Annotated in this window: 23 protein-coding genes and 4 pseudogenes; 14 read left to right on the top strand and 13 right to left on the bottom strand. The window is 69.9% G+C overall.

From position 1 onward, the window contains the following. Positions 1-383: 383 nt before the first annotated feature. Positions 384-773, bottom strand: coding sequence for a hypothetical protein (locus ABTY15_RS24840; RefSeq protein ID WP_350599388.1), 390 nt, complete (start codon positions 771-773; stop codon positions 384-386). A gap of 212 nt (positions 774-985) precedes the next feature. On the opposite strand from ABTY15_RS24840, the gene ABTY15_RS24835 reads away from it, so the two are divergent. After that, the gene (locus ABTY15_RS24835; protein WP_350599385.1) at positions 986-1,726 is read left to right on the top strand and encodes a hypothetical protein; all 741 of its coding nucleotides are present in this window, start codon (positions 986-988) and stop codon (positions 1,724-1,726) included. A 108-nt stretch (positions 1,727-1,834) separates the two neighbouring features. On the opposite strand, the pseudogene ABTY15_RS24830 reads toward ABTY15_RS24835, so the two are convergent. The 4 genes and pseudogenes from ABTY15_RS24830 to ABTY15_RS24815 all read right to left on the bottom strand — a co-directional run bounded on the left by ABTY15_RS24830 (position 1,835) and on the right by ABTY15_RS24815 (position 6,233). Continuing rightward, a pseudogene (locus ABTY15_RS24830) lies at positions 1,835-2,290 on the bottom strand (DUF4265 domain-containing protein). A 120-nt stretch (positions 2,291-2,410) separates the two neighbouring features. Then, positions 2,411-3,175: an IS21-like element helper ATPase IstB gene (gene istB / locus ABTY15_RS24825; RefSeq protein WP_350599380.1), complete on the bottom strand. Its 765-nt coding sequence runs from the start codon at positions 3,173-3,175 to the stop codon at positions 2,411-2,413. Next, the gene (gene istA / locus ABTY15_RS24820; protein WP_502893580.1) at positions 3,172-4,767 is read right to left on the bottom strand and encodes an IS21 family transposase; all 1,596 of its coding nucleotides are present in this window, start codon (positions 4,765-4,767) and stop codon (positions 3,172-3,174) included. The genes istB and istA overlap by 4 nt, the downstream gene beginning before the upstream one ends. Positions 4,768-5,045: 278 nt before the next feature. Next, positions 5,046-6,233 (bottom strand): recombinase family protein, encoded by a 1,188-nt coding sequence (locus tag ABTY15_RS24815; RefSeq protein ID WP_350599368.1) that lies wholly within the window; start codon positions 6,231-6,233, stop codon positions 5,046-5,048. 89 nt (positions 6,234-6,322) lie between these two features. Between ABTY15_RS24815 and ABTY15_RS24810 the strand changes: the two are divergent. Continuing rightward, positions 6,323-6,460: pseudogene (locus tag ABTY15_RS24810) on the top strand (exodeoxyribonuclease III); the annotation flags it as partial. Here ABTY15_RS24810 and ABTY15_RS39835 read toward each other — a convergent pair. From ABTY15_RS39835 to ABTY15_RS24790, 3 genes and pseudogenes are all read right to left on the bottom strand, one after another. Beyond that, positions 6,456-6,927 (bottom strand): annotated as a pseudogene (locus ABTY15_RS39835) (transposase); the annotation flags it as partial. The pseudogenes ABTY15_RS24810 and ABTY15_RS39835 overlap by 5 nt on opposite strands. 152 nt (positions 6,928-7,079) lie before the next feature. After that, positions 7,080-7,328: a hypothetical protein gene (locus ABTY15_RS24795; protein ID WP_350599362.1), complete on the bottom strand. Its 249-nt coding sequence runs from the start codon at positions 7,326-7,328 to the stop codon at positions 7,080-7,082. After that, a complete protein-coding gene (locus ABTY15_RS24790; RefSeq protein ID WP_350599359.1) occupies positions 7,303-7,992 on the bottom strand; it encodes a hypothetical protein in 690 nt (229 codons plus the stop codon). Before ABTY15_RS24790 ends, ABTY15_RS24795 begins: the two co-directional genes overlap by 26 nt. 109 nt (positions 7,993-8,101) lie before the next feature. Between ABTY15_RS24790 and ABTY15_RS24785 the strand changes: the two genes are divergently transcribed. From ABTY15_RS24785 to ABTY15_RS24765, 5 genes are all read left to right on the top strand, one after another. Continuing rightward, positions 8,102-8,536, top strand: coding sequence for an Hsp20/alpha crystallin family protein (locus ABTY15_RS24785; RefSeq protein WP_049649656.1), 435 nt, complete (start codon positions 8,102-8,104; stop codon positions 8,534-8,536). Positions 8,537-8,665: 129 nt separating this feature from the next. After that, on the top strand, positions 8,666-8,959 hold the full coding sequence (locus tag ABTY15_RS24780) for an STAS domain-containing protein (protein ID WP_350599351.1): 294 nt from the start codon (positions 8,666-8,668) through the stop codon (positions 8,957-8,959). A 44-nt stretch (positions 8,960-9,003) separates the two neighbouring features. After that, complete coding sequence (locus ABTY15_RS24775) at positions 9,004-9,408, top strand: DUF2267 domain-containing protein (protein WP_350599344.1); 405 nt, start codon at positions 9,004-9,006, stop codon at positions 9,406-9,408. A 64-nt stretch (positions 9,409-9,472) separates the two neighbouring features. Continuing rightward, positions 9,473-9,871 (top strand): DUF2267 domain-containing protein, encoded by a 399-nt coding sequence (locus ABTY15_RS24770; RefSeq protein ID WP_350599341.1) that lies wholly within the window; start codon positions 9,473-9,475, stop codon positions 9,869-9,871. Between the two features lie 86 nt (positions 9,872-9,957). Beyond that, positions 9,958-10,191, top strand: a complete 234-nt coding sequence (locus tag ABTY15_RS24765; protein WP_350599336.1) for a DUF6296 family protein — start codon at positions 9,958-9,960, stop codon at positions 10,189-10,191. 340 nt (positions 10,192-10,531) lie between these two features. On the opposite strand, the gene ABTY15_RS24760 is transcribed toward ABTY15_RS24765, so the two are convergent. Further along, a complete protein-coding gene (locus ABTY15_RS24760) occupies positions 10,532-11,449 on the bottom strand; it encodes an SDR family NAD(P)-dependent oxidoreductase (protein WP_350599330.1) in 918 nt (305 codons plus the stop codon). 108 nt (positions 11,450-11,557) lie between these two features. On the opposite strand from ABTY15_RS24760, the gene ABTY15_RS24755 reads away from it, so the two are divergent. From ABTY15_RS24755 to ABTY15_RS24735, 5 genes and pseudogenes are all read left to right on the top strand, one after another. Beyond that, entirely contained in the window at positions 11,558-12,223 is a 666-nt protein-coding gene (locus tag ABTY15_RS24755) for a TetR/AcrR family transcriptional regulator (RefSeq protein ID WP_350599324.1), read from the top strand. Positions 12,224-12,444: 221 nt separating this feature from the next. Continuing rightward, positions 12,445-12,588 (top strand): annotated as a pseudogene (locus ABTY15_RS24750) (exodeoxyribonuclease III); the annotation flags it as partial. Positions 12,589-13,355: 767 nt separating this feature from the next. Next, on the top strand, positions 13,356-14,069 hold the full coding sequence (locus tag ABTY15_RS24745) for a response regulator transcription factor (RefSeq protein WP_350599320.1): 714 nt from the start codon (positions 13,356-13,358) through the stop codon (positions 14,067-14,069). Further along, complete coding sequence (locus ABTY15_RS24740) at positions 14,066-15,481, top strand: sensor histidine kinase (RefSeq protein ID WP_350599315.1); 1,416 nt, start codon at positions 14,066-14,068, stop codon at positions 15,479-15,481. Before ABTY15_RS24745 ends, ABTY15_RS24740 begins: the two co-directional genes overlap by 4 nt. 371 nt (positions 15,482-15,852) lie before the next feature. Next, positions 15,853-17,571: an RICIN domain-containing protein gene (locus ABTY15_RS24735; protein WP_350599310.1), complete on the top strand. Its 1,719-nt coding sequence runs from the start codon at positions 15,853-15,855 to the stop codon at positions 17,569-17,571. Between the two features lie 462 nt (positions 17,572-18,033). Here ABTY15_RS24735 and ABTY15_RS24730 read toward each other — a convergent pair whose 3' ends face one another. The 4 genes from ABTY15_RS24730 to ABTY15_RS24715 all read right to left on the bottom strand — a co-directional run bounded on the left by ABTY15_RS24730 (position 18,034) and on the right by ABTY15_RS24715 (position 20,896). Continuing rightward, positions 18,034-18,291, bottom strand: a complete 258-nt coding sequence (locus ABTY15_RS24730) for a hypothetical protein (RefSeq protein WP_350599304.1) — start codon at positions 18,289-18,291, stop codon at positions 18,034-18,036. A 442-nt stretch (positions 18,292-18,733) separates the two neighbouring features. After that, complete coding sequence (locus ABTY15_RS24725; RefSeq protein WP_350599299.1) at positions 18,734-18,970, bottom strand: hypothetical protein; 237 nt, start codon at positions 18,968-18,970, stop codon at positions 18,734-18,736. 104 nt (positions 18,971-19,074) lie between these two features. Next, positions 19,075-20,031, bottom strand: coding sequence for an RICIN domain-containing protein (locus tag ABTY15_RS24720; protein WP_350599294.1), 957 nt, complete (start codon positions 20,029-20,031; stop codon positions 19,075-19,077). A gap of 736 nt (positions 20,032-20,767) precedes the next feature. Continuing rightward, positions 20,768-20,896 (bottom strand): hypothetical protein, encoded by a 129-nt coding sequence (locus ABTY15_RS24715; RefSeq protein ID WP_350599289.1) that lies wholly within the window; start codon positions 20,894-20,896, stop codon positions 20,768-20,770. A gap of 301 nt (positions 20,897-21,197) precedes the next feature. On the opposite strand from ABTY15_RS24715, the gene ABTY15_RS24710 reads away from it, so the two are divergent. Both ABTY15_RS24710 and ABTY15_RS24705 read left to right on the top strand, forming a co-directional pair. Further along, positions 21,198-22,760 (top strand): Mur ligase domain-containing protein, encoded by a 1,563-nt coding sequence (locus ABTY15_RS24710; protein ID WP_350599282.1) that lies wholly within the window; start codon positions 21,198-21,200, stop codon positions 22,758-22,760. Positions 22,761-22,920: 160 nt separating this feature from the next. Further along, positions 22,921-23,517 (top strand): hypothetical protein, encoded by a 597-nt coding sequence (locus ABTY15_RS24705; RefSeq protein WP_350599498.1) that lies wholly within the window; start codon positions 22,921-22,923, stop codon positions 23,515-23,517. Positions 23,518-24,523 lie beyond the last annotated feature (1,006 nt).

Raw genomic sequence — 24,523 nt, 5'->3', positions numbered from 1 at the left:
TCGCCCGGCACCAATCCACCATCACCTGGTCGAGAATCAGCCGTCGGTTGAATCGCGACCTGCCCTGGCTTCAGGGCTCGGAGCAGCGTGAGTTGCTCGCCCGGGTCGACGGTGACACGCCAGCTGGCGAGCCGTTGCTGTCGGCTCTTGTCGTCACGGGTGACCACGCCCGACGGAGGTCTACCGCGAGGTCGCATCAGCGCTCGGCAGGGAGCTGCCACACCCGCAGAACGGCCTCCAACAGCACTGGCAGATGGACGTCCTGCGGCTGCACTCGCTGTGGCGGCACCGTTGAGTCGACAGCAACGCCTGCACCTCAGGAAAGCCCGCCCGCAGGTACCTCATCTCGGCCACTGCCCCACGCCCTATCCGGACCACCCGAGTTATGCCGAGCGCCCGGCGCACGCCAGATTCGGTACGCGCGCTTCGAGTTCGGCGGGTAGGTACCAGCCCTCAATGTCGGGTGTCATGTAGAGGCGGGCCTTGAGGCCGAGGAGGAGCTGGCGGCGGTGTTCCTGGTCGGCCTGGGTCCAGGCGTCGGCGAACGTCTGGCCGGTCTCGACCTCGACCCAGGCGGAGGGGCGTTGTGGGAGGGCGGCGAGGCGGCGGCGTTCATCGACGAGGACTTCGAGGGCTTCGGCGTACTCGTCGTCGCCGCCGGGGTAGTCGAACAGGTTGCGGCATTTCTCCTCGCGCAGGTCGCGCATGGCCTGGGTGACGTGGTTGAGCTGTTCGGTGTGGTCCTCGCCGGGGATGAACCTGCGCACCGTCATGGCCAGCCCGGCCAGGTGATCCACTGTCGACGGTCAGCCAATTCCCCACGTCAAACGCCAGACAATTCCCCGCCCTCTCGCGTCCGGTCGCTGACCTGAAACACCTTACGGAGAGCCCGGGTGCGGCGGAGCTGCCCGATCGAGGAGGCAACCACCTGCTCAGCCTGAGCTCTGCCGGGGGCATCGACGGCACACCACGCCACAATCCTCGTATGAGCGATGTGCCGAACCACCTCGAATCATCCCTGCCACACAACGCGCAGATTCTGATGGCTAGCACCGATTGGGCTGCGCTGGATCACGCCTGTCCGGATGAGCAGGAGGCAGATCGTACGGAGGAGATCCTGGTGCAGCTGCTGGCCAGTGACTTCGACGCTCGGCGCCGGGCGGTGCGCGATCTAGCCTCACTGGTGCTTCACCAGAACACGGTCTACGGATCGACGGCCGCAGCCTCGCTGGTCGTGGCGGCCATCCTCGGGGACGTGCGGACGGAGGATTGCGGCGTTTTCTACGACGAGGAGCGGTGTTTGCGGGCAGAGTTGCTGGACTGGCTGGGCAGCGTCGCGGACGCGGTGGCATGGGACTCCGGTAGCGAAACAGACCTGGCAGCCGTGCGGGCGGTCCTGCCGGCACTCCTGAATGACGTGAACCGCTTCTTGGACGACCCTGACCCGACGGTCGGTGAGGCTTCACTGGCTGCTGCCGCCACGATTCTCCTAGATCCCGGACTTGCCGAACAGCGCTCGCTGATCGCCGACAGGGTCAGGAGTGGACTCGCGGTCAGCTCTCGAAGGTGCTACCGCGGCGACGCACTCAGAGCCTTGGAGGCATGGGGCGAGGACGTCACTGAGCTACGCGAGCGCCACGACGCCGCATGGCAGGCCGAACGCGCAGCAATGTTTGATGGCAGCGTGCTGTGGGCCAGCGGCTGGAACGAGGAAGCACCCTTCTGAGCATGCCGACGTGGGGCTGGTGACCGTGCCCCAATCGTGTCCCATACGGTAGTCACAGGCGGTGAATCAGGTTCAATGGCGAAACGTTCTGAGCCGTCCTGGCGGCGCTCAGTCGTCCTCAGGGCCTGCACTGGCTCTCCAGGCGGCAGTGACACATCCTTCTTCCCAGTGCCACCAACCTTTCGCGGCGCCGTGTTGCAAGAGCTTTCGGATCCGCTGGATGTCCGCTTCCGGCGGGATGTCCAGCGCGACCATCCGGAACTGCTCGATGCCCTCGCCGGTGGTGCCGAGTCGGTGGAAGGTCTCCAGTACGGTCTGTCAAACCACAGCCGAGCCTCCGTCCTTCAGCACGATCAACCGGATGGTGCAGTTCTCCGAGGGATGAATGGTCTCGCTGGCCCAGCGCAGGCCGTCGTTATCGATGTCCACGCGGATGACATCGCCGCTGGCGACCCCGCGGACGAACCATGGAGTGTTGTCGAGACGCACCGTTCCGTCGCCGAGGTCCACTGCCCACAGGCTTTCGACGCTCGCGGGCGGCCAGCCGTCCTCGTCCACCTCCATCCGGAAGTGGACCTTCACGTGGGCGTCGCTGATGTTCGTCACTGGGCCATCATCCACGTGGACCAGCGGGACGGAACCGCGGCTGCGGCCAGCGATTACTTCAGCATCCCGTGGCGTCGGTCAGGTGGTCGGAGGTTTCTCGGTGGGGTTCCGGGGGCGCTTGTTCGGCCGGTAGCTGGGGCCGTTCATGATGACCTGGTGGCTGGTGTTGATCAGCCGGTCCAGGAGCGACTCGGCGACGACCGGGTTCGGGAACAGCGGATACCAGTCGCTGGGAGCCCGGTTGCTGGTGACGATCAGGGACCGGCCCTGCCGCTCGCTGACCAGCTCATAGAGGTCGTCGGCCTGGGCCGCGGTGAGCTGGCGCATCGCGAAGTCGTCGAGGATGAGCACGTCGGGGCGGACCAGCTCGCGCATCCGCTTCTCCCAGGTGCGGTCGGCATGGCCACCGGCCAACTCGGCAAGGACACGGCTGGTCTTCGTGAAGCGGACGTTCGCACCCTGGCGGATCGCGAGGTGCCCGAGGGCCTGGGCGACGTGTGTCTTGCCCACCCCAACCGGACCGAACAGAATTACGGACTCGCCGGCGTGGAGCCAGCGCAGGGCGGCCAGGTCGCGGATCTGGGCCGCGGGAAGCTTCGGGGAGGCAACGAAGTCGAACTCCTCCAGGGTGACCTGCTGCTCGAACTTCGCTTTCTGCAAGCGCCGTTGGAAGGCAACGGTCTCGCGTCGGGTGATCTCGTCCTGGCAGAGGACCTGGAGGAAGTCCAGGTGCCCGAGTTCGCCGCCGTGGGCCTGGGCCAGGCGGGCGTCGAGGGTCTCCAGCATGCCGGACAGGCGAAGCGCTTTGAGCGACTCGCGCAGGGCGGTGTCCATCACGCTCATCGCACGCTCTCCTCGGCGTCGGCGCGGCCCTGGTCGCCGTGGAGTTCGTCCGCGGTCTGCATGGGGATCGCGGCGGCGAACAGGCCCTGGGGCCCGTGCAGGAAGGCCGCCGCCCCGGCGTCGCCGGTTTCCGGCTCGGGGTCGGTCTCGGTGCCGGCGATCAGGATGCCCTTGATCGTGCGGTAGGACGGGTCGCCGACCGTGATGGCCTTGGCGCAGGCGGCCTCCAGACGCTGGTCGCCGTACTTCTTCCGCAACCCGAGGATCCCCTGGGCGGCGCGGAGCCGGTAGAGCGCGCTGACTTCCAGCAGCTGGTCGATCACCTCGCGGCAGGCGTCCCCGACCTCGGATGCCTGAGTGCGGCACCAGATCGGCGTCTTCATCTGGAAGGCGATCTTCTCCGGCGGGTAGTCGCCTCTGTCGGTGCGCTTGCCCTGCTCCAGGGCGGCGTGGGTCTTGACCAGCACGCCCTCGTGGAAGACCTGGACCATCGTGGCGGTGGAGCGGACGTCGACTTTGCGGCCGATGAGCTTCCAGGGGACCGAGTAGAGGGTGCGCCCCACCTTGATGTGGATGTCCGGTCCGACCGTGGCGGTGGACCAGCGGGCCAGCACGAACGGCTTGTCCGGCAGCGGCAGCAGGGCCTGGGCCTCCACGGCCTCGAACACCGCCGCTGGCGCGGCTCCCTGCAGGGGTCGGCACTGCCGGCGACCGGCGACGTTCCTCGTCCAGGTGAGGGCCTCAGCCTGCATGTGTTCGAGGGAGGTGAACTGGCGCCCGCTCCAGAACGAGTCCCGGACGTAGGGCATCGGCCGCTCGACCCGCGGCTTGTCCTTCGGATGTGACGCTCTCGCCGGATCGACCAACGTCCCGTAGTAGGTGGCGAGTTCGGCATACGACTTGTTGATCTTCGGGTCGTACAGGTCGGGCTTGTCGACGCCCGTTCGCAGGTTGTCGGGCACCAACCGGCGCGGGACGCCGCCGAAGAACCGGAACGCTTCCGCGTGGGCCTCGGTCCAGGCGTTCTGGTCCATGTGGACCACCGGGCGGACGAACATGTGCCGCGAGCAGGGCAGGACCATCACGAACGCCCAGATCCGGTGACGCTTTCCGGTGGCGGGGTTGATCCACTGCCCCAGGAAGCCGTAGTCGATCTGGGCTTCCGAGCCGGGCTCGACGTCGTCCCGCAGCACGGTGACCTTCGACCTGGCCGTCATCTCCGGCAGGTTCTCGTGCACCCAGCGTCTGAACGACGACAGTGACGCCTTCAACTTCCCCTCGTCACACAGTCGTTGGTGGATCGTGGTGACGGTCGTCGTCTCCAGCAGGCTCTTGACGTAGTCGCGGTGCTGTTCGATCTCACCCCAGGTGACCTGGTTCAGCCGACGACTGACGAGTTCCGGGAACCAGCTCTTGATCAGCTTCGCCCAGTCCGCCTCGCTCATCGGCGGCCCGCCCGGGGTGATCCCGGCTGCCTCCGCCGGCCTCAGGTACTTCCTGACCGTCTTGCGGTCCACCCCGAGCGAGGCGGCGAGCTGCATCTTCGAGCGGCCCGCGTACCAGTAAATGTAGATCTCGACGATGTCGACCACGGTGAACGTTCTCCTAGCCATCCGGTGTGTCCGTCGACCTCTCGGCCCGTAGGTCGAGGGACGGCCATGCCTCGGAGATGGTCAGGCCCCTCAACCCGGCTCCGGCATGCCCATGGGGAACCAGGAGGAATCGATTGGCATGGCAACTCAACGCTCAAACCACCCGAAACAGGGAAAGTTCGATCCCAGCCTCGGCGTGTCACGACCCCAATCGACGACCACCGTCCCCCTGGGGAACCGTGACTGTGGGGGTGGGGAATTGTTTGACGCGAAAGTGGTCAAACGTGGGGAATTGGATGACCGCTGACATCCATCAACGCGGTGATCGCGGCGGTGACGCGCTCGCCCTTGACGGACTGGCCCTTGCAGGCCGGCTTCCCCGCGGTCTTCGCGCACCGGTAGTACTCGTAGACCTTCCCGTTCTTCGCGAGGTTCACCTGCCGGTAGAACCGGTCACCGCAGCGGTCGTAGTGCGACACACCCAGCCATGGCGAGGCGCCGTTCGAGCGCTCCTTCGTGATCGACCGCTCGTCCATCGCCGCCTGGATCGCAGCCCACTCCTCCTCCGAGAACAGCGGCTTGGCCATCTGGATCGGCAGGCCCTTGGCGTCGCGGGCGATCTTGCGCGCCTCCACGGAGCGGCCGGTCAGTTTCAGGCCCATCATCGCCGGCGAGCGCAGGATCTTCCCCACGCTGGTCGGGTTCCAGTGGTTCGACGGCGCGGTCTTGCGCTTGCTGGTGTAGCTGTCGCCCTGGTTCTTGTACGCGTGGGTCGACGGGGTGTCGAAGCCGGCGGCTTCCAGGGCCGTGGCGATCATCCACTGGCTCTGCCCCTCCAGCAGGAGCTTGCCCATGTAGCGGACGGCTTCGGAGGTGACCGGGTCCGGCTCCAGGGTGCGGCCACCGCCAGGTCGGTCGACGATCCGGTACCCGTACGGCGGCTGGCCACCCGCCCAGCGGTCCGTCTTGCGCAGGTGCTTGTGTGCGGCACTGACGCGGGCCTTGATCCGCTTGAGTTCCATCTCCGCGAAGATCGACGCCAGCATCAGGAAGACCTTGGCCAGCTCGTTCCCGAACGACGATTCGCGGCCCTCGCGGTAGTCCAGGGTGATCCCGTCGTCGGTGAAGACCAGGACCTTGTGGTTCTCCTCCGCCCAGTGGGCGAGGTCCGCGCAGTCCTTGGCCGAGCGGAACGCCCGGTCGACCTTGGCCCACACCAACGCGTCCCACTCGCTGTGGCGATCGGTGAGCCACGGGCCCAAATCCGGACGCTTCCACGGAGTGATCTCTGCGGAGACGTCCAGGTCCTCGAACGACCCGACGATCTCCCACTCCTTCGAGACCGCGTGCCGGGTCGCCGACTCCGCCTGCACCAGGTGCGAGACCTTGCCCTCGTCCCCGTGCGTGTCCGAGACACGCGAACCCACCACCGCCCGAACCGGCGCCAAAGCCGTCACAATGCCCATGGGCCTCCCCCTACCGCCCAGGCCAGCCGGCACCCTCGAACAAGCCATGCTCGAACGGGTGGACCTTTTTCGAAAAGGCGTCTATCCGCTGGCGAATCGACCTCATCGTCACCACCCCCGGCCTGGCCGCCAAGGCCATCGAGTCCCACGTCGAGCGCGCCGACACCCATGCCGAGCGCTGGAGCGACCACGCGCCCGTCACCGCAGTGTTCGACCACCAGTTCTGACAGCGATCGTGGAGACGGTCTCCTTGCTGGTCGTCATGTCGTAGACCTCGGCCACGTGGGCGACGATCTCGCCGCTGGTCAGGCCTTTCGCGGTCAGCGAGACCACGAGGTTGTCCAGGCCCTCGGTGCGGCGTGCGTGCCGGGGGCACGACCTTGGGGGCGAACGTGCCGGCCCGGTCCCTGGGCACCTCGAGTGTGACCGGTCCGGCTTCGGTCATCACGGTCTTCATCCGGTGGCCGTTGCGCGCGTTGCCGCCGTTGCGCACCGAGCGGCCCGGCTCCGCGGTCGAGGCCAGGTGCTCGTCCATCTCGACCTCCAGGGCTTCCTGAAGCAGGCGCCGAGTCAGCTGCTGCAGCAGCCCGCCATCACCGAGCAGCTGCATCCCGCCGGCCCTGGCCTGCTCGGTCGCCAGCTCGGCGACCGAGGCCACCACATTCGACGCACCCGTACTCTTCCTCGGACCCATGCCCAAGGCATCGGCAGCTTCCGGCTCCGACGAAACCGACCCGTCAGGAACCGACCCGATCTGCTGATCCGTCAGCGAGCTCATCAGTGTCTCCCTTGAACAGGGTGTCCACCTGATTCATGACACTCGCTTTGCGGTGGCTCCCGGCCCTGTCAGGCAGGCCGGTTGTTCGCCGGAGTGGTTTGCGGACTGCCCGGATCAGGGTCGGGCAGTGGCCAGTTGGGGTGGGTGAGGTGGTGGCGCAGGGCGTCAAGCCGGGCGAGGTGGTGGTCCAGGGCGGCGTTGACGGTGCTCGCGGTGGCGGCCAGTCGGGCTTCGAGGTCGTGGATCCGGTCCAGGAGGTCCTGCCAGCGCCTTTCGGCGGCGGCGAAGGGGTCAGGCGCGGCGTCGGTCGCTGTCATCGCGGAGCCGGGTGGCGTGGTGGGTGAGGGCGTCGAGGCGGGTGGCGAGGTCGCCCTGGCCGGTGCCGAGGTGGGGGCGGATGGCGGCGAGAGGCTCCATGAGGTCGGCGGGGTCGGTGGCGCCGAGGGCGGCGGTCAGGGCGGCCTGGGCGGGACGGGCGCCGGGAGCGAGTGCGGCCGTGGTGATCTGGGCGGCGAGGACCCGCAGCTCGGCGGCGTTGTCGCGGGCCCATGCGGTGACCGATCGGTTGGCGGCCCGCCGGTCGCGGACGGCCTTGACCCGTTCCGCGCCGGTTCCGGACCGCGAAGCGTCGCCGGCGGAGGGCTTGAGGCGCAGGTAGCGGTTCTCGGCGGCCTGGCGGCTGGCGACGCCCATCGGGTGGGCGAGGTCGGCCCAGGTGGCGCCGGCCTCCCGGGCGCTCTCCACCAGGCCGGCTTCCCAGCCGGCGAGCTGGCCGCGCAGCTCGCGCAGGAGGACGAGTGCGGCCAGGGCCTGCTCAGGGCCACCGTGCTCGTCAGGGGTGGTCGGGGGCTGGGACGCGGGGTTCTGGGCAGTGCGGACGGCGTCGTCGATGGCGGCCAGCGCCGCCGCGGCCGCCAGGAACGAGACGGGCTCGAACGGCGGGGCGGCGTCGGGGGCGGCTCTGCGGGACTTCTCGCTCATGCAGTCACTCTATAGGCGACACAGCAACTTGTCATCGGATGGATGACGCGCTAGAAAGGAGTCAGGTGAAGCGCACTGGCACCCATTCGATCCGTGGAGGTGTTTCGCAATGCTGCTGCGCACTGACCCGTTCCGCGAGCTGGACCGGCTGACCCAGCAGTTCCTCAACACGACCGGCACCTGGTCGCGTCCGACGCCGATGCCGCTGGACGCCTACCGGGCCGGCGACGAGTACGTGATCTGCTTCGACCTGCCGGGGGTTGACCCGGAGGCGATCGACATCGACGTCGAGCGGAACATGGTGACCGTCAAGGCCGAGCGCCGCCCGCGCCAGGAAGGCGAGGGCATCAAGTGGGAGCTGTCCGAGCGCCCGCTCGGCGTGTTCTCCCGCCAGGTCATGCTCTCCGACACCCTCGACCCCGCCGGGATCACCGCCGACTACGACGCCGGCGTGCTGACCCTGAAGATCCCGGTCGCCGAGAAGGCCAAGCCCCGCAAGATCGAGATCAGCCACAGCGGAAGCCGCAAGCAGATCCAGGCCTGACCGGCCTCCGATGCCGTTCCGGTCGCCCCTGATCTCTCCCCCCTCGATCGAAAGGGGCGGCCGGAACACCCCTCGACCGCCGGGCCGGCCTCGCCAGGACCGGCCTACCCGCAGCGACGCGGAAACGCCATGAACGGCCAGAGCAACCAGCCCTTCATCGTGCGAGTCCACGGCGAGATCGACCTCGACGCCGCACCCTCGCTGCGCCGTGCTCTGGCCACCGCGCTCGAGTCACACCGGGAGGTGGTGCTGGATCTGTCAGAGGTGACGTTCATGGACTGCGCGGGCCTGGGCGCCCTGGTCCGGGCCCGCAACCAGGCCGACCGGTGCGATGCCCGCCTGGTCCTGCGCGGGGCCGGTCGCTGCGTGGTGCGGCTGCTCAAGCTGACCGGTCTGCACCGGCGCCTGGCCGTCGAGCCTTGAGGTCGCCCGGGCGCGCCGGGCCTTGGGACGGAGGAAGAACCGAGATGACGCTTCGATGGGTGGCGTTCCTGGAAGAGGTCCGGGAGCGCGGTGAGTACGACAGCCCGCAGGAGGCCGAGCGGGCCGCCCGGGTGGTCCTGGCCCTGCTCGGCGCCCACCTGGTCGGCGACGTGCGGGCGGAACTGGCCGCCCGACTGCCAGAGACCATGGCCCTGATCCTGCTCAACCCGCTGCAGGCCGCCGAGCCCCTCAGCGCCGAGCGGTTCGTGCGCGCGACCGCGGCCTGGATCGAGGGCGCTACCGAGGCCACGGCCCTATGGGACATCGGCGCCGTCCTGTCCACGGTGGCCGACGCCACCGACGACGACCTCATGGACCAGGTCCTGCTCCAACTGCCGCCCGGCTACGACCTGCTGTTCGGCCGCCCGACCGCAGGGACACGACCCTGACCCTGACCACCCCTCACGCGCCGCCGGCCCGCCCAGCGGCCAGCCCCTGGAAGGCCCCACGGTCATGACCCGCTACCGCCACCTCCTCCAGCAGGTCCGCAACCTCGGCCGCTACACCACCGACGAGGAAGCCGAACGGGTCCTCGACGCCGTCCTGGCCCTCCTCGGCTCCCAGCTCACCGGCGACGAACGCTGCGACCTCGCCGCAGCCCTGCCCGAACGGGCCCGCGCCGTCCTCGCCGCCCAGATCCCCCTGCCCCATCCCGTCACCGCCCCCGCCTTCGTCGAAAGCCTCGCCCGCACCCTGGGCACCAGCCTCACCGCCGCCCGCTGGGACGCCTCCTCCGTCCTGGCCGCCCTCACCACCCTCACCGACGACAACCTCACCGACCGCCTCCTCGCCCACCTACCCCGCGGCTACGCCCTGCTATTCGGCCGCGCGGACCTGGCCGCCGTCGCCTGAAACAGCGGGCCCGACCCGCCAGCGCAGAGTGCTCCGCGCCGCCCTGGCAAGCACCCAACCGCACACCGGATGAGGCGAGGCGACCCATGGACAGACCCCAGCGCTACGCGGTCACCCTGCCCGGCCCGCCCGGCCGGCACGGGCCGCCCGAGATCGTCGTCGTCCACCTCACCGGCGCGCACACCGCTGCCGGGGAACCGGTGTACGCGGATGAGACGGGCGCATTCCGGGTGGCGATCGAAGGAGAGGTGGCCCGGCCGCTTACCGCGTTGCCGGGGCCGGGCCGCCATGCCTGCCTTCACGCCGTGCCACTGCCCTGACCGGAGCTCGCGGCCCTCGATTCCGGGGCGCCGTGCCGCACTCCCGAGCCGGTGGGCAGCCGTTTACAGGCCGAGTTCCCGTCACCGCCGTGACATCGCCGGTTGCACATGCACCCTCACGCCTGTGCACGCAGAGTAGTAGGACGGGCGGAAGTCGCTACTTCACTGAACGCGACCTCACCAGACAACGTGCTCGGCCGCTACAGCGTCACCGCCTCCACCCCGGCCGCTGGCGCCCTGCGCCCGCTGCGTGACCCGGGCGCGGCCGGGCTCGGCCTGGATGAGAACGACCAGGTGTAGGGCGCGTGGGCCAACTGGTGATGGCCGGTCCGGGCTGGTTCTAATTCTGCTGGGATTGGGCGACGGGGAACATCACGCCGGTGAGGTCTTCGGAGACGGCCCACAGCCGTTGCTGGACGGCCGTCTCGTACGACTGTGCGCTGGAGGTGGCCAGCTGAGGGTGACCCTTGATCTCAAGGCGTCCGCCGGGGCCGTAGTACTGGCCGCCCAGCACGGCGGGGTCGGCGGCGGCGCGTAGGGTCGGCAGCGCGCCCATCGCCGGGGTTTGGGTGACCAGCGGCGCGAGCCAAGTGAGCGGAAGCCGGATGGCCGCAGGGCTGTTACGGACCAGCTCGGTGCTGGACAGGCCGGGATGTGCGGCCACCGCGACGGTGGTGCCGTGCGAGGCGAGCCGGCGCTGCAGCTCGTAGGTGAACATCAGGTTGGCCAGCTTGGACTGGCCGTAGGCGCCGGCCCGGCTGTACGACCGCTCCCATTGCAGGTCGTCGAAGTGGATCGCGGCCCGGATGCGGTGGCCGGTGCTGCTGACCGTCACCACGCGCGAGCCGGGCACCGGCAGCATCAGGTCCAGCAGAAGGCCGGTGAGTGCGAAGTGGCCCAGATGGTTGGTCCCGAACTGCATCTCGAAACCGTCGGTGGTCGTCTGCTTCGGGGTGTACATGACGCCGGCGTTGTTGATCAGCAGGTCGAGCCGGCCGTACCGGGATCGCAGGGCCTGGGCTGCGGCCCGGACGGAGTCGAGCGAGGTCAGGTCCAGCGCCTGCACGGTCACCTCGCCGCCGATGCGGGCCGCCGCCTTCTCGCCCTTCTCGACGTTGCGCACGGCGAGCACCACGGAGGCGCCGCGTTCGGCGAGCGCCCTGGCGGTCTCGAATCCCAGGCCGGTGTTGGCGCCGGTCACGACGGCCACCCGCCCGTGCTGGTCAGGGATGCGTGCGGTCGTCCACTTGTCGCTCATGCCAGACTCCCAGCCTCTGAAAGTACCGAAGGTATCTTGCGCCTAGACGTTAAGGTACCGTCGGTACGATGTCAACGTACCGACGGTACGCAATCTAGACTGGGGAACGTGACTTTCCAGCGCGCGCGAACAGAGGAACAACGGGAGATCCGCCGGCAGGCGATCCTCGACGTGGCGTCGGCCATGCTCGACGAGATGCCGGTGGCCGCGGTCACCCTCAACGAGCTCAGCCGCCGGGTAGGGCTGGCGAAGCCGAATGTGCTGCGCTACTTCGAGTCCCGGGAGGCGGTGCTCTTGGAACTGCTCGACCGCTTCTTGCAGGAGTGGCTGGCAGAACTGACAGAGGAGATGGCCGCCGCTCTCGACAACGATCTCTCCATGCCCGAGCGAGCCGCAGCGGTGGCCGAGGTCCTCAGTCGCTCGCTGTCCGGCCGGGTGGTGCTGTGCGAGCTCTTCGGTGCACAGGGCAGCGTTCTCGAACACAATGTCTCCGTCGAGGTCGCAGCCCGCTACAAGCGCGCCTCCCTGGCCCGCCTGACGACCATGACCGACCTGCTCCGGACGTACCTACCGGAACTGGGTGAGAACGCCACCCTGTTCAGTCTGCAAACCATGGTCATGGCCGGGGCGCTGTCGGCGTACAGCACCCCCCCACCCAGTCTGCAGGCGGCCTACCAGGCCGAGCCCGACCTGGCCCGCTTCCACCTGGACCTGGAGGACTACTTGAAGCGGGCCTTGACTGCAACTCTTCTGGGTGTACTACCCCGCCGCTGAAAACAACGCGTTGCCGTCCTCGCCGTCGCCGGCCAGATCGACCAAGTGCGAGACCTTGCCCTCATCCCCATGCGTGTCCGACACACGCGAACCAACCACCGTCCGAATCGGCGCCAACGCTGTCATGATGCTCACAGGAGGCCCCCTACCGCCCAGGCCAGCAGACACCCTCGAACAACCTGCGCTCGAACGGGTGGACCTCTTTCGAAAAGGTGTCGTTCCGCTGGCGGATCGACCTCCAGGTCGCCACCCCCGGCCTCGCCGCCAAGGCCATCGAGGCCTACGTCGAGCGGCCTGCCTCCCATGCCGAGCGGTGGAGCGACCACGCGCCGGTCACCGCAGAGTTCGACTTCGGCAATAACTAACCTATGGACATCCGCAGTTGATCAGATCCCAAATACCGCCCCGGCTGGCGCTGCGCTTCCAGCCCAGAGCCGCTCGCATCGGCTAACAAGGCCCGCAATCTCGCCCGACCGGCTTGACAAGTCGATTCGTTTCACCGATTCCCGCCACGGGCGTCGCGACCACTGACTGGCGATAGGACTTTGTGATACCAACATAAGATCGGCCAGGGCGGCTATCCGTAGCCTCCGCTGGCGTCCTCTCCACGGTGAGAGTACGCCAGCGGGGAGTGCGCCGGTTTCAAGTCACCACATCGATGCGGAACTCCTCATCGGCGCCTGGGAGTCGCCCCCGCGCATGGGGCCGACCTCGCGACATCTACCGCCCAGCCCGGCGCCAGGCCTCTGTGCACGGGGCCTGATCCCAGGTGCGTTGCCAGTACATCCTCGTCGGAGAAGTCCCCGCGCACGCGGAGGTGGACCCTCGGCAGAACGATCACCTGGACGCAGAAAGGCTCCGACGTAACGGAGTTCCTGATCGATCAGTTCGATGCAGCGGCGGTCCCCGGAAACCGCGGCCACAGCCGAATCGCTCGCCGTACCCTCCGCTAAGGAACCCCTAAGCCTCCGCTAAACTCACCCGAATCCCGCCCGCAGCACCCTGCTGACCAGCGGAAATCCACGACAACCGGGGTCGCAGCCGGCCTACCGGCCCGGTGTGCCCGCCCTTGCCCGCTCGCCGGTTCGAAGACACTGTCAACCGGATCGGCCGGTCGGCTACGGTGTGCGCCATGACATCCGTCCTCGTGGTGGAAGACGACCCCGCCATCCGCGCCTCGCTGATAGAACTGCTGGCCAGCCATCAGATGGTGGTGCGCAGTTCCCCCGACGGGTTCGGCGCACTGCGCGAGGTCGCCCAGTGGCAGCCGGACGCCGTGGTGCTGGACCTGGGCCTGCCGGATCTCGACGGCGCCGACGCGCTGAAGATGATCCGCGGCCTGTCCCAGGTCCCCGTGGTGGTGGCGACCGCGCGGGACGACGACGCCGAGATCATCAAGCTGCTCAACGCGGGTGCGGACGACTACCTGGTCAAGCCGTTCTCCGGCGGGCAGTTGCTCGCCCGACTGGACGCCGTCCTGCGTCGCTGCACCGGCCCCGCCCGCACGTTCGCCCCCGGAGACGGCGTCCCCGGGACGAACCACGGGCCGCTGGTTCTGGGCGAGCTGCGGATCGACCCGCTCGCCCGGACGGTCCATCTCGCCGGCCGCGAGATCGGCCTGACCCGGCGCGAGTTCGACCTGCTGTCGTTCCTGGCGCTGAACGCCGACCGGGTGGTCTCCAAACGCCAGCTGCTCGCCGAGGTGTGGCGGCAGACGTACGTGGACGAGCAGACCGTGGACGTGCACCTGTCGTGCCTGCGCCGGAAGTTGGGCGAGCGCGCCGCCCGGCCGCGCTTCCTGCACACCGTCCGGGGCGTGGGGGTGAAGCTGGTGTCGCCCCTGTGAGATCCGCCCTTGCCACGGTCGCACTCGCGGTGACGGTCATGGTCACCGTGTCGTTCCTCGTCCCGCTGGCCCTGCTCCTGCGCACCCACGTCCAGACCCAGGCGATGCTCGCCGCCGAGCAACGCGTGAACACCGCGATGCCGCTGCTGACCCTGGGCACGGATCAGGCCGATCTCGCCGAGGCGGTGGCCCGCACGGACACCACGGGCCAGCTCTGCATCCATCTTCCCGATGGCAGCCGGCTGGGCACCACGCACGCCGAAACCCCGTTCCTGAACCGGGCGACGCAGGGCAGGACCGCTCTGACCGGCGACGTTCCCGGAGGCCGGGACTACCTCCAGCCCGTCCTGCTCGGCCACGACCAGGTCGCCGTGATCGAGGAGTTCGTGCCCGATTCGGAGCTGAACCGCGGACTCGCCCGGGCCTGGACCATCATGGCCCTGCTCGCCACAGGCCTGGTCATTGGCTCGGTGCTGGTCGCCGACCGCCTCGGCGCCCGCGTGGTACGCGCCTCACGCAAGCTCTCCCACGCCGCGGCGGCCCTCGGTGTGGGTGATCTCGGAACCCGCGTCGAACTCACCGGTCCGCCCGAGCTCCGGGCGGTCGGCGACGCCTTCAACACCATGGCCGAGCGGGTCAGGCAGCTGCTGGCGACCGAGCGGGAGCTGGTCGCCGACCTGTCGCACCGGCTGCGCACCCCGATGACCGCACTGCGCCTCGCAGCCGAACGGATCGGCCCCTCACCGGCCTCACCCCAGCTGGCGAAGGCGATCGAACAACTCGAGGACGAACTGGACGCGATCATCGTCGCCGCCCGCACGCCCCTGTCCACTAGGCCCACCGGGGCGCAGGCTGGCATCGCGCCCGGCGACACGGGCATCGGACGGCTCGACCCGGCCCCAGGTGAGTCATGCCAGGTGTCCGAGGTCGCCGCCCACCGCGTCGGCTTCTGGGCCGTCCTCGCCGAGCAACAGGGCCGGGGCTGCACGTTCGAGGCGACGGACGAGCCAACGCCGGTTCAGCTGGCAGCCGATCACGTCGCGGCCGTGGTCGACGCCCTGGTGGGCAACGTGTTCCGGCACACCCCGGACGGCACCCACTTCGCCGTGAGGGTACGGCGGACCGCCCAGAGCGTCGTCCTGGTGGTCGAGGACGACGGGCTCGGCATCGCGGACCCGCTCGTCGCACTCTCCCGAGGAGCCAGCGGTGCCGGATCGACCGGCCTCGGTCTGGACATCGCGCGCAACGCGGCCGAGTCCACCCGAGGCCGCCTCCGCATCGGGGCCGGCCCGCTGGGTGGAGCACGGGTGGAGGTGGACCTCGCACTGGCGACCCAGGACCGCCTGACCCTCGGCCGCCGTTGGCGCAACCGCCGCCGGGGAGCGCAGAAGCCGCGCGGCCGACACGGCTGAAGGACCGATGCGCAGCAAGCATCGACCCGCTTCCGAACGCGGTCCGAACACAACCGAAATAATTCTTTACTGACGGAACGTCTCAGAAACTCATTCGCGCGCTGACGATTCATCACCTTTCGCCAACAGCTACCAGCTGGTAAATTCCGCCTCCGCCAAGGTCCCGTCACCAGTAGGCCTTGGCGGCGCCGGGTCCATGGATCCCCCCAGGGAAAGCCCGCCATGGATTCCACTGATCACGGCGCCGGGCGAGGTGCCTCACCCACGGCATCCTCCGACCTGCCCGCGGCGCCCGGCCCCACCCTCGCACCCAGGGCCGGACAGTGACTGTTCGACCACGTTCCTTCCCACCGGCATGGCCAGGAGTGAAGATGCCATATTCGGGGACCGCAACGATCCCGGAAGCCGATTCAGCCCACCGGCTCCCGGGCACCCGACAGCCGGACGAACCCACTGCCGCCCAGCCGACGCACCGCCACCACGAGGCCGTTTCGGCGTACGCCAGTACGTGCAGCGCCGACAGCCGCGCGGCGCAGGAGCTCGCGAACGAGGCGTGGCAGCGGGCAGGGGAAGCCGACGGCCCCGGCGGCGCCCCGGCCCCGAGCCGTCTGCACCTGCTGGCTGCGGCGACCAGGACGGCGGCCGAGTGGGCCGACACGGGACGTGGATCGGTTCTGAGCCCGGCCTTCACCGCCTGGCTCGCCGACCTTCCCCGGCCCGGCGACGGAGCTGCGTCGGCACGCGCGGCGCTCACCGCAGCCGAAGCGGGCTCGCTCCTCCTCGGCGCGTTCGAGAGTCTGCCCGCGGCGCTGCAGGAGGATCTGTGGCAGCGCCTCGACGACGCGGCCGGATCGCCCACCCGTACGCAGCAGGCCGACAGCCCTGCCGGGCGTCGCCTTCAGGACGCCTGTCTCCAGGCGTACGCCTCGCGCGCGCCCCAGCGCTCCTGCCGGCACCTGGCCGCACGGCTCGGCGACCACGTCCGACATGCCACCAGCGGCGAACCCGACGACCTCGAACGCCACCTCGCCAGGTGCGAGAGCTGTCGAAGCGTCCGGGCGGACCTGGATGCCATCCGCACCTGGCGGCGGCCCGCTCTGCTCAAGGCCCTGGTGCTGTGCGACGCGGGCCCGTCGCCATCGGCCGTGGCCCTCGCACCCGAGCAGGAGCCTCAGGACCCCGTGCCCGGCGATCCCGACCCCGCTGCCCACCAAAAGAGTCGGCGCCTGCCCCGACCGGCCAGCACCGACGGTCGAACCGGCCGGCGCCTGCTCATACCTCTCGCCGCGGCAGGCGCCGGGGCTCTGGCCGCACTCGCCATCGCCGGCCTGCTCCTCACCGCCGTGGAGAGGGCCGGAGAACATCCGCAGCCGGCCGACGCTCCGACCCTGCCCGCTCCCGGCAGACCGCTGCCGGCCAACAGCTTCGACAGTGCGTCCCCGGAGATCGGCTCGGCCGCGATGTCCTCCCTCCCGCCCACATCCGCCACCCCGGCCGCCGCACCCACCCCGGCCGCCGCACCCACCCTGACCGCCGCACCCACCGACACCCCCGCATCGCCCTCGCAACCGGCGACCGTCACGCCCACCAACACCACCCCTTCACCCACGCAACCGGCCGCCGCAGGGCTTCCGCTCGTCAACCACGTCTCGGAGCTCTGCGTCGGCACCGCGACCGCCGCACAGACCGCCGCACAGGCCGCCGGACCATTGCAGCTCCAGCAGTGCAACGGCCAGGCCACCCAGCGCTGGCAGCGGCTACCGGCCGGACAGGAGACGTACCAGCTGCGCAACACCGGTACCGGGACATGTCTCGACGGCACCACGGCGGGCGGAAACAGCGTCACCGTCACCCTCCAGGCCTGCCGATCCGATGCAGGGCGAACCGAGCAGCTCTGGCGATTCGCTCCGGACCCCCAGGCAGCCGCATTCCGCCTCCTGTTCGTCCCACCGGTTTCCTCCAGCGACTACCCCGCCCACCTCCTGGGCCCCCAGGACTGGCCGAAGGCGGATCCACCGCACCCGGGATCACTCCTGGTGCACCTGCCGAACTACTACAACTCGGACAGCTTCCTCTTCACCCTGGGCTGACGGGGACCCGGACACCGGCACCCGAGCTTGGGGTCCGGTGCCCAACCTCGATCAACCCTGCGACAACACCGCGTAGTTGGGTGGCGGTCAGGTGTGTGGCGTCGTGCGCGGGGCCGAGGCGTACAACGTCCCGCAGTGCGATCCCGGAGGCACGTCCCGTCTCCAGAACAGCGACGGAGGGGTACGGTCGGCCGAGGCCTGCCGGTCGCGGCTGCGGTCGCCGCGCCCATGGACGGGAGTGCGTGCGCAAGGGCGTGGAGGCAGTCGTAGAACTCGACCCGAACCGGGACGCGATGTCCGATGCTCCGCCCCGTGGGCGTGTCGACTGGGACGCTCACGGGCAGCGGCCGTTCTCTCACGCTTCGCAACTGGGTCTCAAAGCGTGGAGCACGGCCGCGCCGCATGCCCCGGTTCCGGGGGATCTCAGCAGGTCGAGTGACCGGCAAGGTTGGACCGGCAGGCTCAGAAGTGGGTGCCGAAGGCCGACGGAGTCTGGCTGGGCATGGCGGTCAGCCTTCCGTCAGCCGCGGGGCTGGGCATGCCGGTCGGCGTTCCGTCGGCCGTCAGGCTGGGGGCCGACGGGAGGACCTTGCGGCAGCCGAGGCCGGTGAAGGAGTCGGCCAACCGCTGGGCCAGGAAGTCGAACAGCGTGTGTCCGGGCTGCGGCGAGGCGGCCTTGGCGGTGAACTCCTTGTCCCGTAGGAGCCGATGGGTGTCCACGGTGGCGAGGGCCTGACAGTAGGTGCAGAGATCAGCGGTTGTGGCGTGATCGGCCCGCGGCGGATTGTTGTCAGCGGGGAACTGCCGGGTCCGGTCCTTGCCTGCCACGGGGGGCGGGCCGGTGGGGCTTCCGGTGAGCGGGGTCAGGCCCACGGGGGATGCCTTGAAGTTGGCCACCTGGAGCTCGTTCAGGGCGAGCAAGGTGACCCTACCGCGCTCGCCGGCCGGTCATCCAGCAGTGGCCGGCCGGTACGCGTTCTCACCGTCGGTCGGCGTCGGCACGGCCGGCTGCCCGATCGAGCGCGGGATCGCCACAACGGCCGCAGACCGGGCCGGGATGCCGCTCTCCGGAGAGGCCAGCACTGCTGGCCCGCCCGCCACCGCCGGTTCCCCGAAGGGCGGTTCGACGACCATGCTGGGCAACGGCGACGCCGCCATGCCGTCACGGGCGCCGGCCACTGTGCCAGGAGTGTCGTGGGTCGGAGCCACCGGGCGGCTCCGGGACCCCGACCGTCGGCCCACCTTCGTCGGTGGCGACCCGCTGCAGCGCTTCGGCGGCCGATACCGCCGCGGGGGCACCGACTTCGGCGACGTGCTCCCAGAGCGGGCGGACCGTGCGACTCGGCTCGGCGGCTCGTTTCAGGGCGGCTGCCTCGGTGGGGTCGGTCATGTCGTTCATGGTCTGATCCTCACTGTGCGGGTCGGGGACGCGAGGAGCCGCAGTGGAACGCAGGAAGTCGGGGGCCGACCGATTGCCAACGACGTTGTGCTGTAACGGCGTTGTCAGGCGGGGCCGGCCGGGCCGAGGCAGGTCCACAGTTGGAGCGGGGTACCGTTGGCCCGGTATCCATCAAGTACGTCCAGGCACAGCCCGGATCTGGCGTTGGCCAGATTGCCGTCCGGGCGCACGGTCCACTTCTGGCTGTCCGATCCGGTGCAGAGGGTTGCCACGACCCGGGTGCCGTCCTGCCCGAAGTCCTGTGCGGGAGCAAGGCAGAGCGCGCTGTTGGCTGTGCGCAGTTCGTCGGCGGCGGTACGGGTCCACTGCTGCGTCGCGCGCCCGTCGCAGGTCCAGATCTGCAGGATGCCGTCCGGGCCCGCCGCCAGGCAGTTGCCGGACGCGGCGTCCACCAGCGCCTGGGCGGCAGGGGCTTCGGGCGGGGCCGAGCGAATGGTGCCCGCCGGCGCCGGTACGGCGGGGCTCGGCGTGGTGCCCGCCGGCGCCGGCGCGACGGAGCCCGGTGCGCTACCGACCGGCTGCGGGGACGGCGCCCCGCTCGGGGAGGGCGACCCGACCGGCGAGAGCGAGAAATCGCTCTGCCCGACCGGGCCGCCGGGGATGGCCACCGCCCTCCCGTCCCCGGAGCCGGCCGGCGCGGTCAGTCCCGATATCCGCGTGTACAGGACCACCCCCACCGTCAAGGCCAGCGCGACGACCAGCACCGTTCTACGGGTGAGCCGGCGGTCGGTAGCCCCGGATGACTGTGGATCTCGACGTCTTTCGGGACCGGGATCACCGGCGCGGTGCTCGGCGGACGGATCCGGTTCGTCGATGACCGGGAACGCGACCGTCTCCGCCTCGGTTCCCGGCTCCGGCACATCGAGGTCCTGGACGTACGGCGGGATGCGTAGCTCGAAGCGGGAGTCCGGCGGGAACGGGGCGTCGGATCGTGGATTGCAGATGTGGCCGGTGCCGGGCCCGTCGAAAGGGCAGCGCTGACATCGCGGTCTGGAGTGCATTGGCACGACTCTCTTTGCTGTTATGCCGCTGGCAGGTGCGGCGCTGGTGGCGGTCGCGCACCGGCCACGCCCGGCGCCGACGCGATCACCCGGGCTGCTCGTCACTCCGGTAGCTCGTCCGGGGTGGCGAGCAGGGGTGCCGCCGGGCGGAGGGAGTGGCGCGGCGGCACCGGTCCTACTGCCCTGCGTTGGAGCAGGGCGGGAACTGGCTGATGGGTGTGGGGGTGGGTGTGGCACTCGTGTTCGGCGGGACCATGGGTTTGGTGGAGTTTCATGTCGGTACTCCTGGAGGAGGCACCGGCGCGGCGGATGCCTCGTCGGGAGAGGAAGCACAGGGCGATTGCTGACAGGGAGATCGCAATCGCGGTCGTTCTCGGGCGATGGCCGGCCAGGACGGTTACGGGCTGACGGACCGGCAGTTCGGTCGCTGATGACATGGATGCTAGGAGATCCACGCACTCGATGCTCCGTTCAGCGCCATTTCTAAACGACACATAAGGTTTTGCTCATTCAGGAGAGTGCTCACCCGATCCGATGGGCACGGCCGACATTTCCGATACTCGGTGATCCACTTCATGGCGACAGGGGCGTCGCAGCCACTGCCACATCGACCCTGACCTGCAGTGTCCTGACCCAGCGAGCGCCTTTGCGGGCTACGGACGAGACTGAGCGGATCCTTAGCAACCACTTAAGGCATATGCCGCCATAGGACCTCGACGTCGTTATGCCTATACGCTCAGCGGCGGACCGAGGGCTCGTCGATCGGACCGTACTCGATCATCCTGCCGGGGGCCACCCTCGGGCCGGGCTCGTCGGTCGGCGCGGCCTCGCTGGTGATGCGCGGCCAGGAGGTTCCGCCGGCCACCCGCTGGCTCGGCAGCCCGGTAGCCGCCTGGTCGCAGACGCTCCCCGAAACCCCCTTGCACCGCAGCCACGGAAGACACCGCGCGCCCAAGGCCGGACGGACAGCCCCGACGATGCCTCACCCGCCAGAGGCAATGAACTCGGGACCGAGTACCCCGCAACGCTGAACGGCGATCCGGCCCACGTCAGCAAGCCGAGCTGGAGCGCGGTCTCACCCAGTCATGAGCCCCGGGTCGGCAGCGGGTCGACCCCCTCCCCACCACGCCCAACTCCCTTCCATTGACTTCCGGTTGGAGACGATGATGGACACAACCAGCCACCCCGACAGCCGCCGCCCCGTCGCGGGCCCGGCCACGTCTGCCGTGCCCGATCTGCTGAGGGCCGTACACCTGGTCGATGTCGCCGCTCCCGGCATGGAGGGCCTGGCCCGGTGGCTGGCCGGCAGCGGCGCCGACGTCACCGGCAGCGTCCCCGAGGCCGACCGGGACAGCCCGGCGGTGGCCGCGCTGAGAGCTGTCGGCGTCCAGGTGCGGGTGGGCTTCAAGCCTGAGCACGTGCGCACCGACCGGACGGCCGTGGTGTGGTCGGGTGTCTTCGCCGGAGCACATCCCGAGCTCGACCACGCCCAGGTGCTGCGGTTGCCGATTCTCGGCCGGGCCGTCGCGCTCATGACCATCTGTGCCCAGGCGGGGTCCGAGGCGGTGGCGGTGGCGGGCAGTCACAGCACCGCGAGCGCGGCAGCCGCCCTGGCCGCCGTGCTGGATGACGGCCGGACGAGCTGGGTCCTGAACGCCCCGGCCAGCGGGGGCAGCGCCGGCCACGCCGGGGACGGCCGTATCGTCGCGGACTTCTGCCCGGACACCGCCACCCACGAAGCCGCTCCGCCCGGCGCCTGGCAGCACCGCCCCGCACCGCACTTCCTCCACCACGAGCCCCACTTCGCCGCCGCGCTCATCCTGTCCACCGGCGCGAACGCCCCGCACTACGACGACAACATCGCCGGCCTCGACGCCGCCGAGCGCCTCGCCCGCCGTGCCGGCACCGTCGTCCTGCCCACCTGGGACAACGGCGTGAAGATCCTGCGCGAGCGCCTGGGCGACCGGCCCGGACCGCACGTGGTCACCGTCGGCACCGACCCGGCCGACACCGTGTGGATCATGAGGCCCCGCTGGACCGGCGAGGACTTCCGCGTCACCCTGCGACACGAGGAGACGGACCACTCCTTCGTCCTCCCGGTCACCGGCCGCCACCACGCCCTGGCGGTGTGCGCCGCCATCGCCACCGCCCTGATCGTGGGCGAGGACCCGCAGGCCCTCGCCGAGCGAGCCGCCGCCTTCCGCGGCGTCGAGCGCTCGCTGGCCACGGTTGGCACACAGTCCGGCATCACCGTGGTGGACTCCCGTGCCCGGCACCCGCGCGAGATCGCCCAGGACGTCATGGCCGCCCGGATGCTCACCGAGGGCTCGCTGGTCGTGGTCCTGGAGCCGGACGGCATCGCCCGCACCAGCGCACACGCCGCCGAACTCGGTGCCGCTCTCGGCGATGCCGACCACGCGGTGCTGCTGCCGGTCAGCACCCCGCTTGCCGCCCAGCTCGCACCTGATCCGCTGGACGCTGTAGAGCAGGCCGCCCGCCAGGCGCTCGGAGCGGGAGCCGTCCACCGCGTCCGCTCCGGACCGTACGAACCCGGCCCGGAGCAGCGGATCTTCGAGACAACCGCCGAGGGCGACCTCGTGCTGCTCATCGGGACCGACCAGGCGGAACGGCTCGGACCGAGGCTCCTGTTCCACCTCGCCGCCCCCGACGCACCGATCCCGCAGCAGCTGCGACCCGCCCGAACCACCCCGCCGGAGAAGACGCCGTGATCTTCGGCAGTCTGCCCGACCTCACCGGCGCCGAGCGCAGCCCGATCGTCCTGGTGGCTGCCGGCGCCAACCACTGAGTTTTGCCCGGAGCCGCTGCTCGGCGACCTCGGCGTAGTGGGGCGACAGCTCGACGCCAACGCACGTCCTGCCCTCGCGGAGAGTGGCGACGCCGGTCGAGCTGCCGGTCTGTGACTTCGGTCTGGTGGGCCAGGACCAGAGCGACAACGTCACCGCCGAGTACCTGGCCACCCCGGACGGCCGGACCGCGCAGGAGTCCGCTGCCAACTCCGCGAAGCTCAAGGGCGGCACCACGCTCCTGAACGGCAGCGACAACCTGCTGCTGACCGAGTTCGAGGACCCGGCGCTCGGCTGCACCCCCTGGACCGCACCCGACCTCGCTGACCCCGGCCACCAGGCCACCTCGCTCGCCCTCAACGAGCTCCAGGCCAATCAGATTCCGAACGTCCAGAGCGGATTCGATCCCCCGCTCGCCTTCGTCCCCCTCAACGACCCCATGGTCCTCGACAACGGCCGGCAGAGCCCCACGCGAACCAACCTCTACCGAGCTGGGGTGGACCAGCCCCCGCTCGAGCCCACCGCGAACGGCGCTCCGAAGGAATACTGCACGAATCTCTCGGCCTTCGGCACCAAACGGATCAACGACGACAACCTCGAACAAGTTGGTGTCGGACTCAAGGAAGCGTGCGAGAACCTGGGTGTGCGCATAGGGCGCGGCCGCGGATCGCGGCGCGTTTGATGATCTCTGCGGCCGGCGGGGCCTGCTGCGGATCGGCGTGCCCCGCGCGCAGGACGGAGCTTGCCAAGCTACCGGCTCGTGCCCGTACCATCCAGCGCAATATGCGTCGCCGGTGCGCCAGTGTGATGTCACGATCCACCGCTGAGTCCCCGTACGAGCCGATGAAGGCACCGGGCTACCGGTGGCTGAAGAAGAACGTGACGGAGAAGACGGAGGCGACCTCCCACCGTCCCGGCCCCGTCGAAGCGGTGCCCCTGCCGGGAGATGGGGCCGGCAGCGGTCAAGGCCCGGCCGGGCACCCGCCTGCCGGTGAGCATGAGGGCACCATCCGGCCTGCCCCGCATGGCGCTCCTCCCCGAACCAGCGCACCGCGGGGCGGCGTGGGACGCCGGTGCGTCCGGCATCCCACGCCCCACCGCCCTGGCCGGGTCGTCCGGCGGCCGGAAGCCCGCTGGCTCCATACCGCCTGGTTGTGTCATCGCCAACGGCGTCCTTCCGCTGGTGACGGAAGGTCACGACAGGGAACGCCTGGTCCGGTCGGTCGGGGCTTGCTTATCGGGGTCGTCCTCTGTGTCAGGCACACCCACCGTCCAGGCCGCCGGCTTCTGCCGTGACCTGGGCACATCGCTGCAAGGAGTGACAATTGCCGAACGTCACCACCGGAAGTGGGCAGAGCCAGCGCTTGAGACCCAGCCGGCCCGCTACCGGCTGCGCCTGCTCAACGCGTCGAACGCCCGCCTCGGCAGCGGCACCACTGCCGAGGCGATGCGGTTCGCACCTGCGGCACTGGCAGTGGTCTCTGGTACGGCGGGGCGGCGACACCCGGCTCGCCAGCAGTCGGCCCAGCTGCCCCGCTCCCAGCAGCTTGGCGCCGAGCGGCACACCCTCCCCGGCCGCTCCCAACGCCGCGACTCCGACTCCCAGGAAACGCCGAGGATGCACAGGCCGTCCGCCCCCCCCACCCCCCCCCGCGCACCCCCAGATCGAAAATCTTGGTTTTGGCCGG

Origin of the sequence: Kitasatospora sp. NPDC097643 (assembly GCF_040302625.1) — a bacterium.
In the GTDB taxonomy this organism is placed as follows: domain Bacteria; phylum Actinomycetota; class Actinomycetes; order Streptomycetales; family Streptomycetaceae; genus Kitasatospora.
Note: the sequence above shows the minus strand (reverse complement) of the source record. Positions and strands in the feature narration are given on the sequence as shown.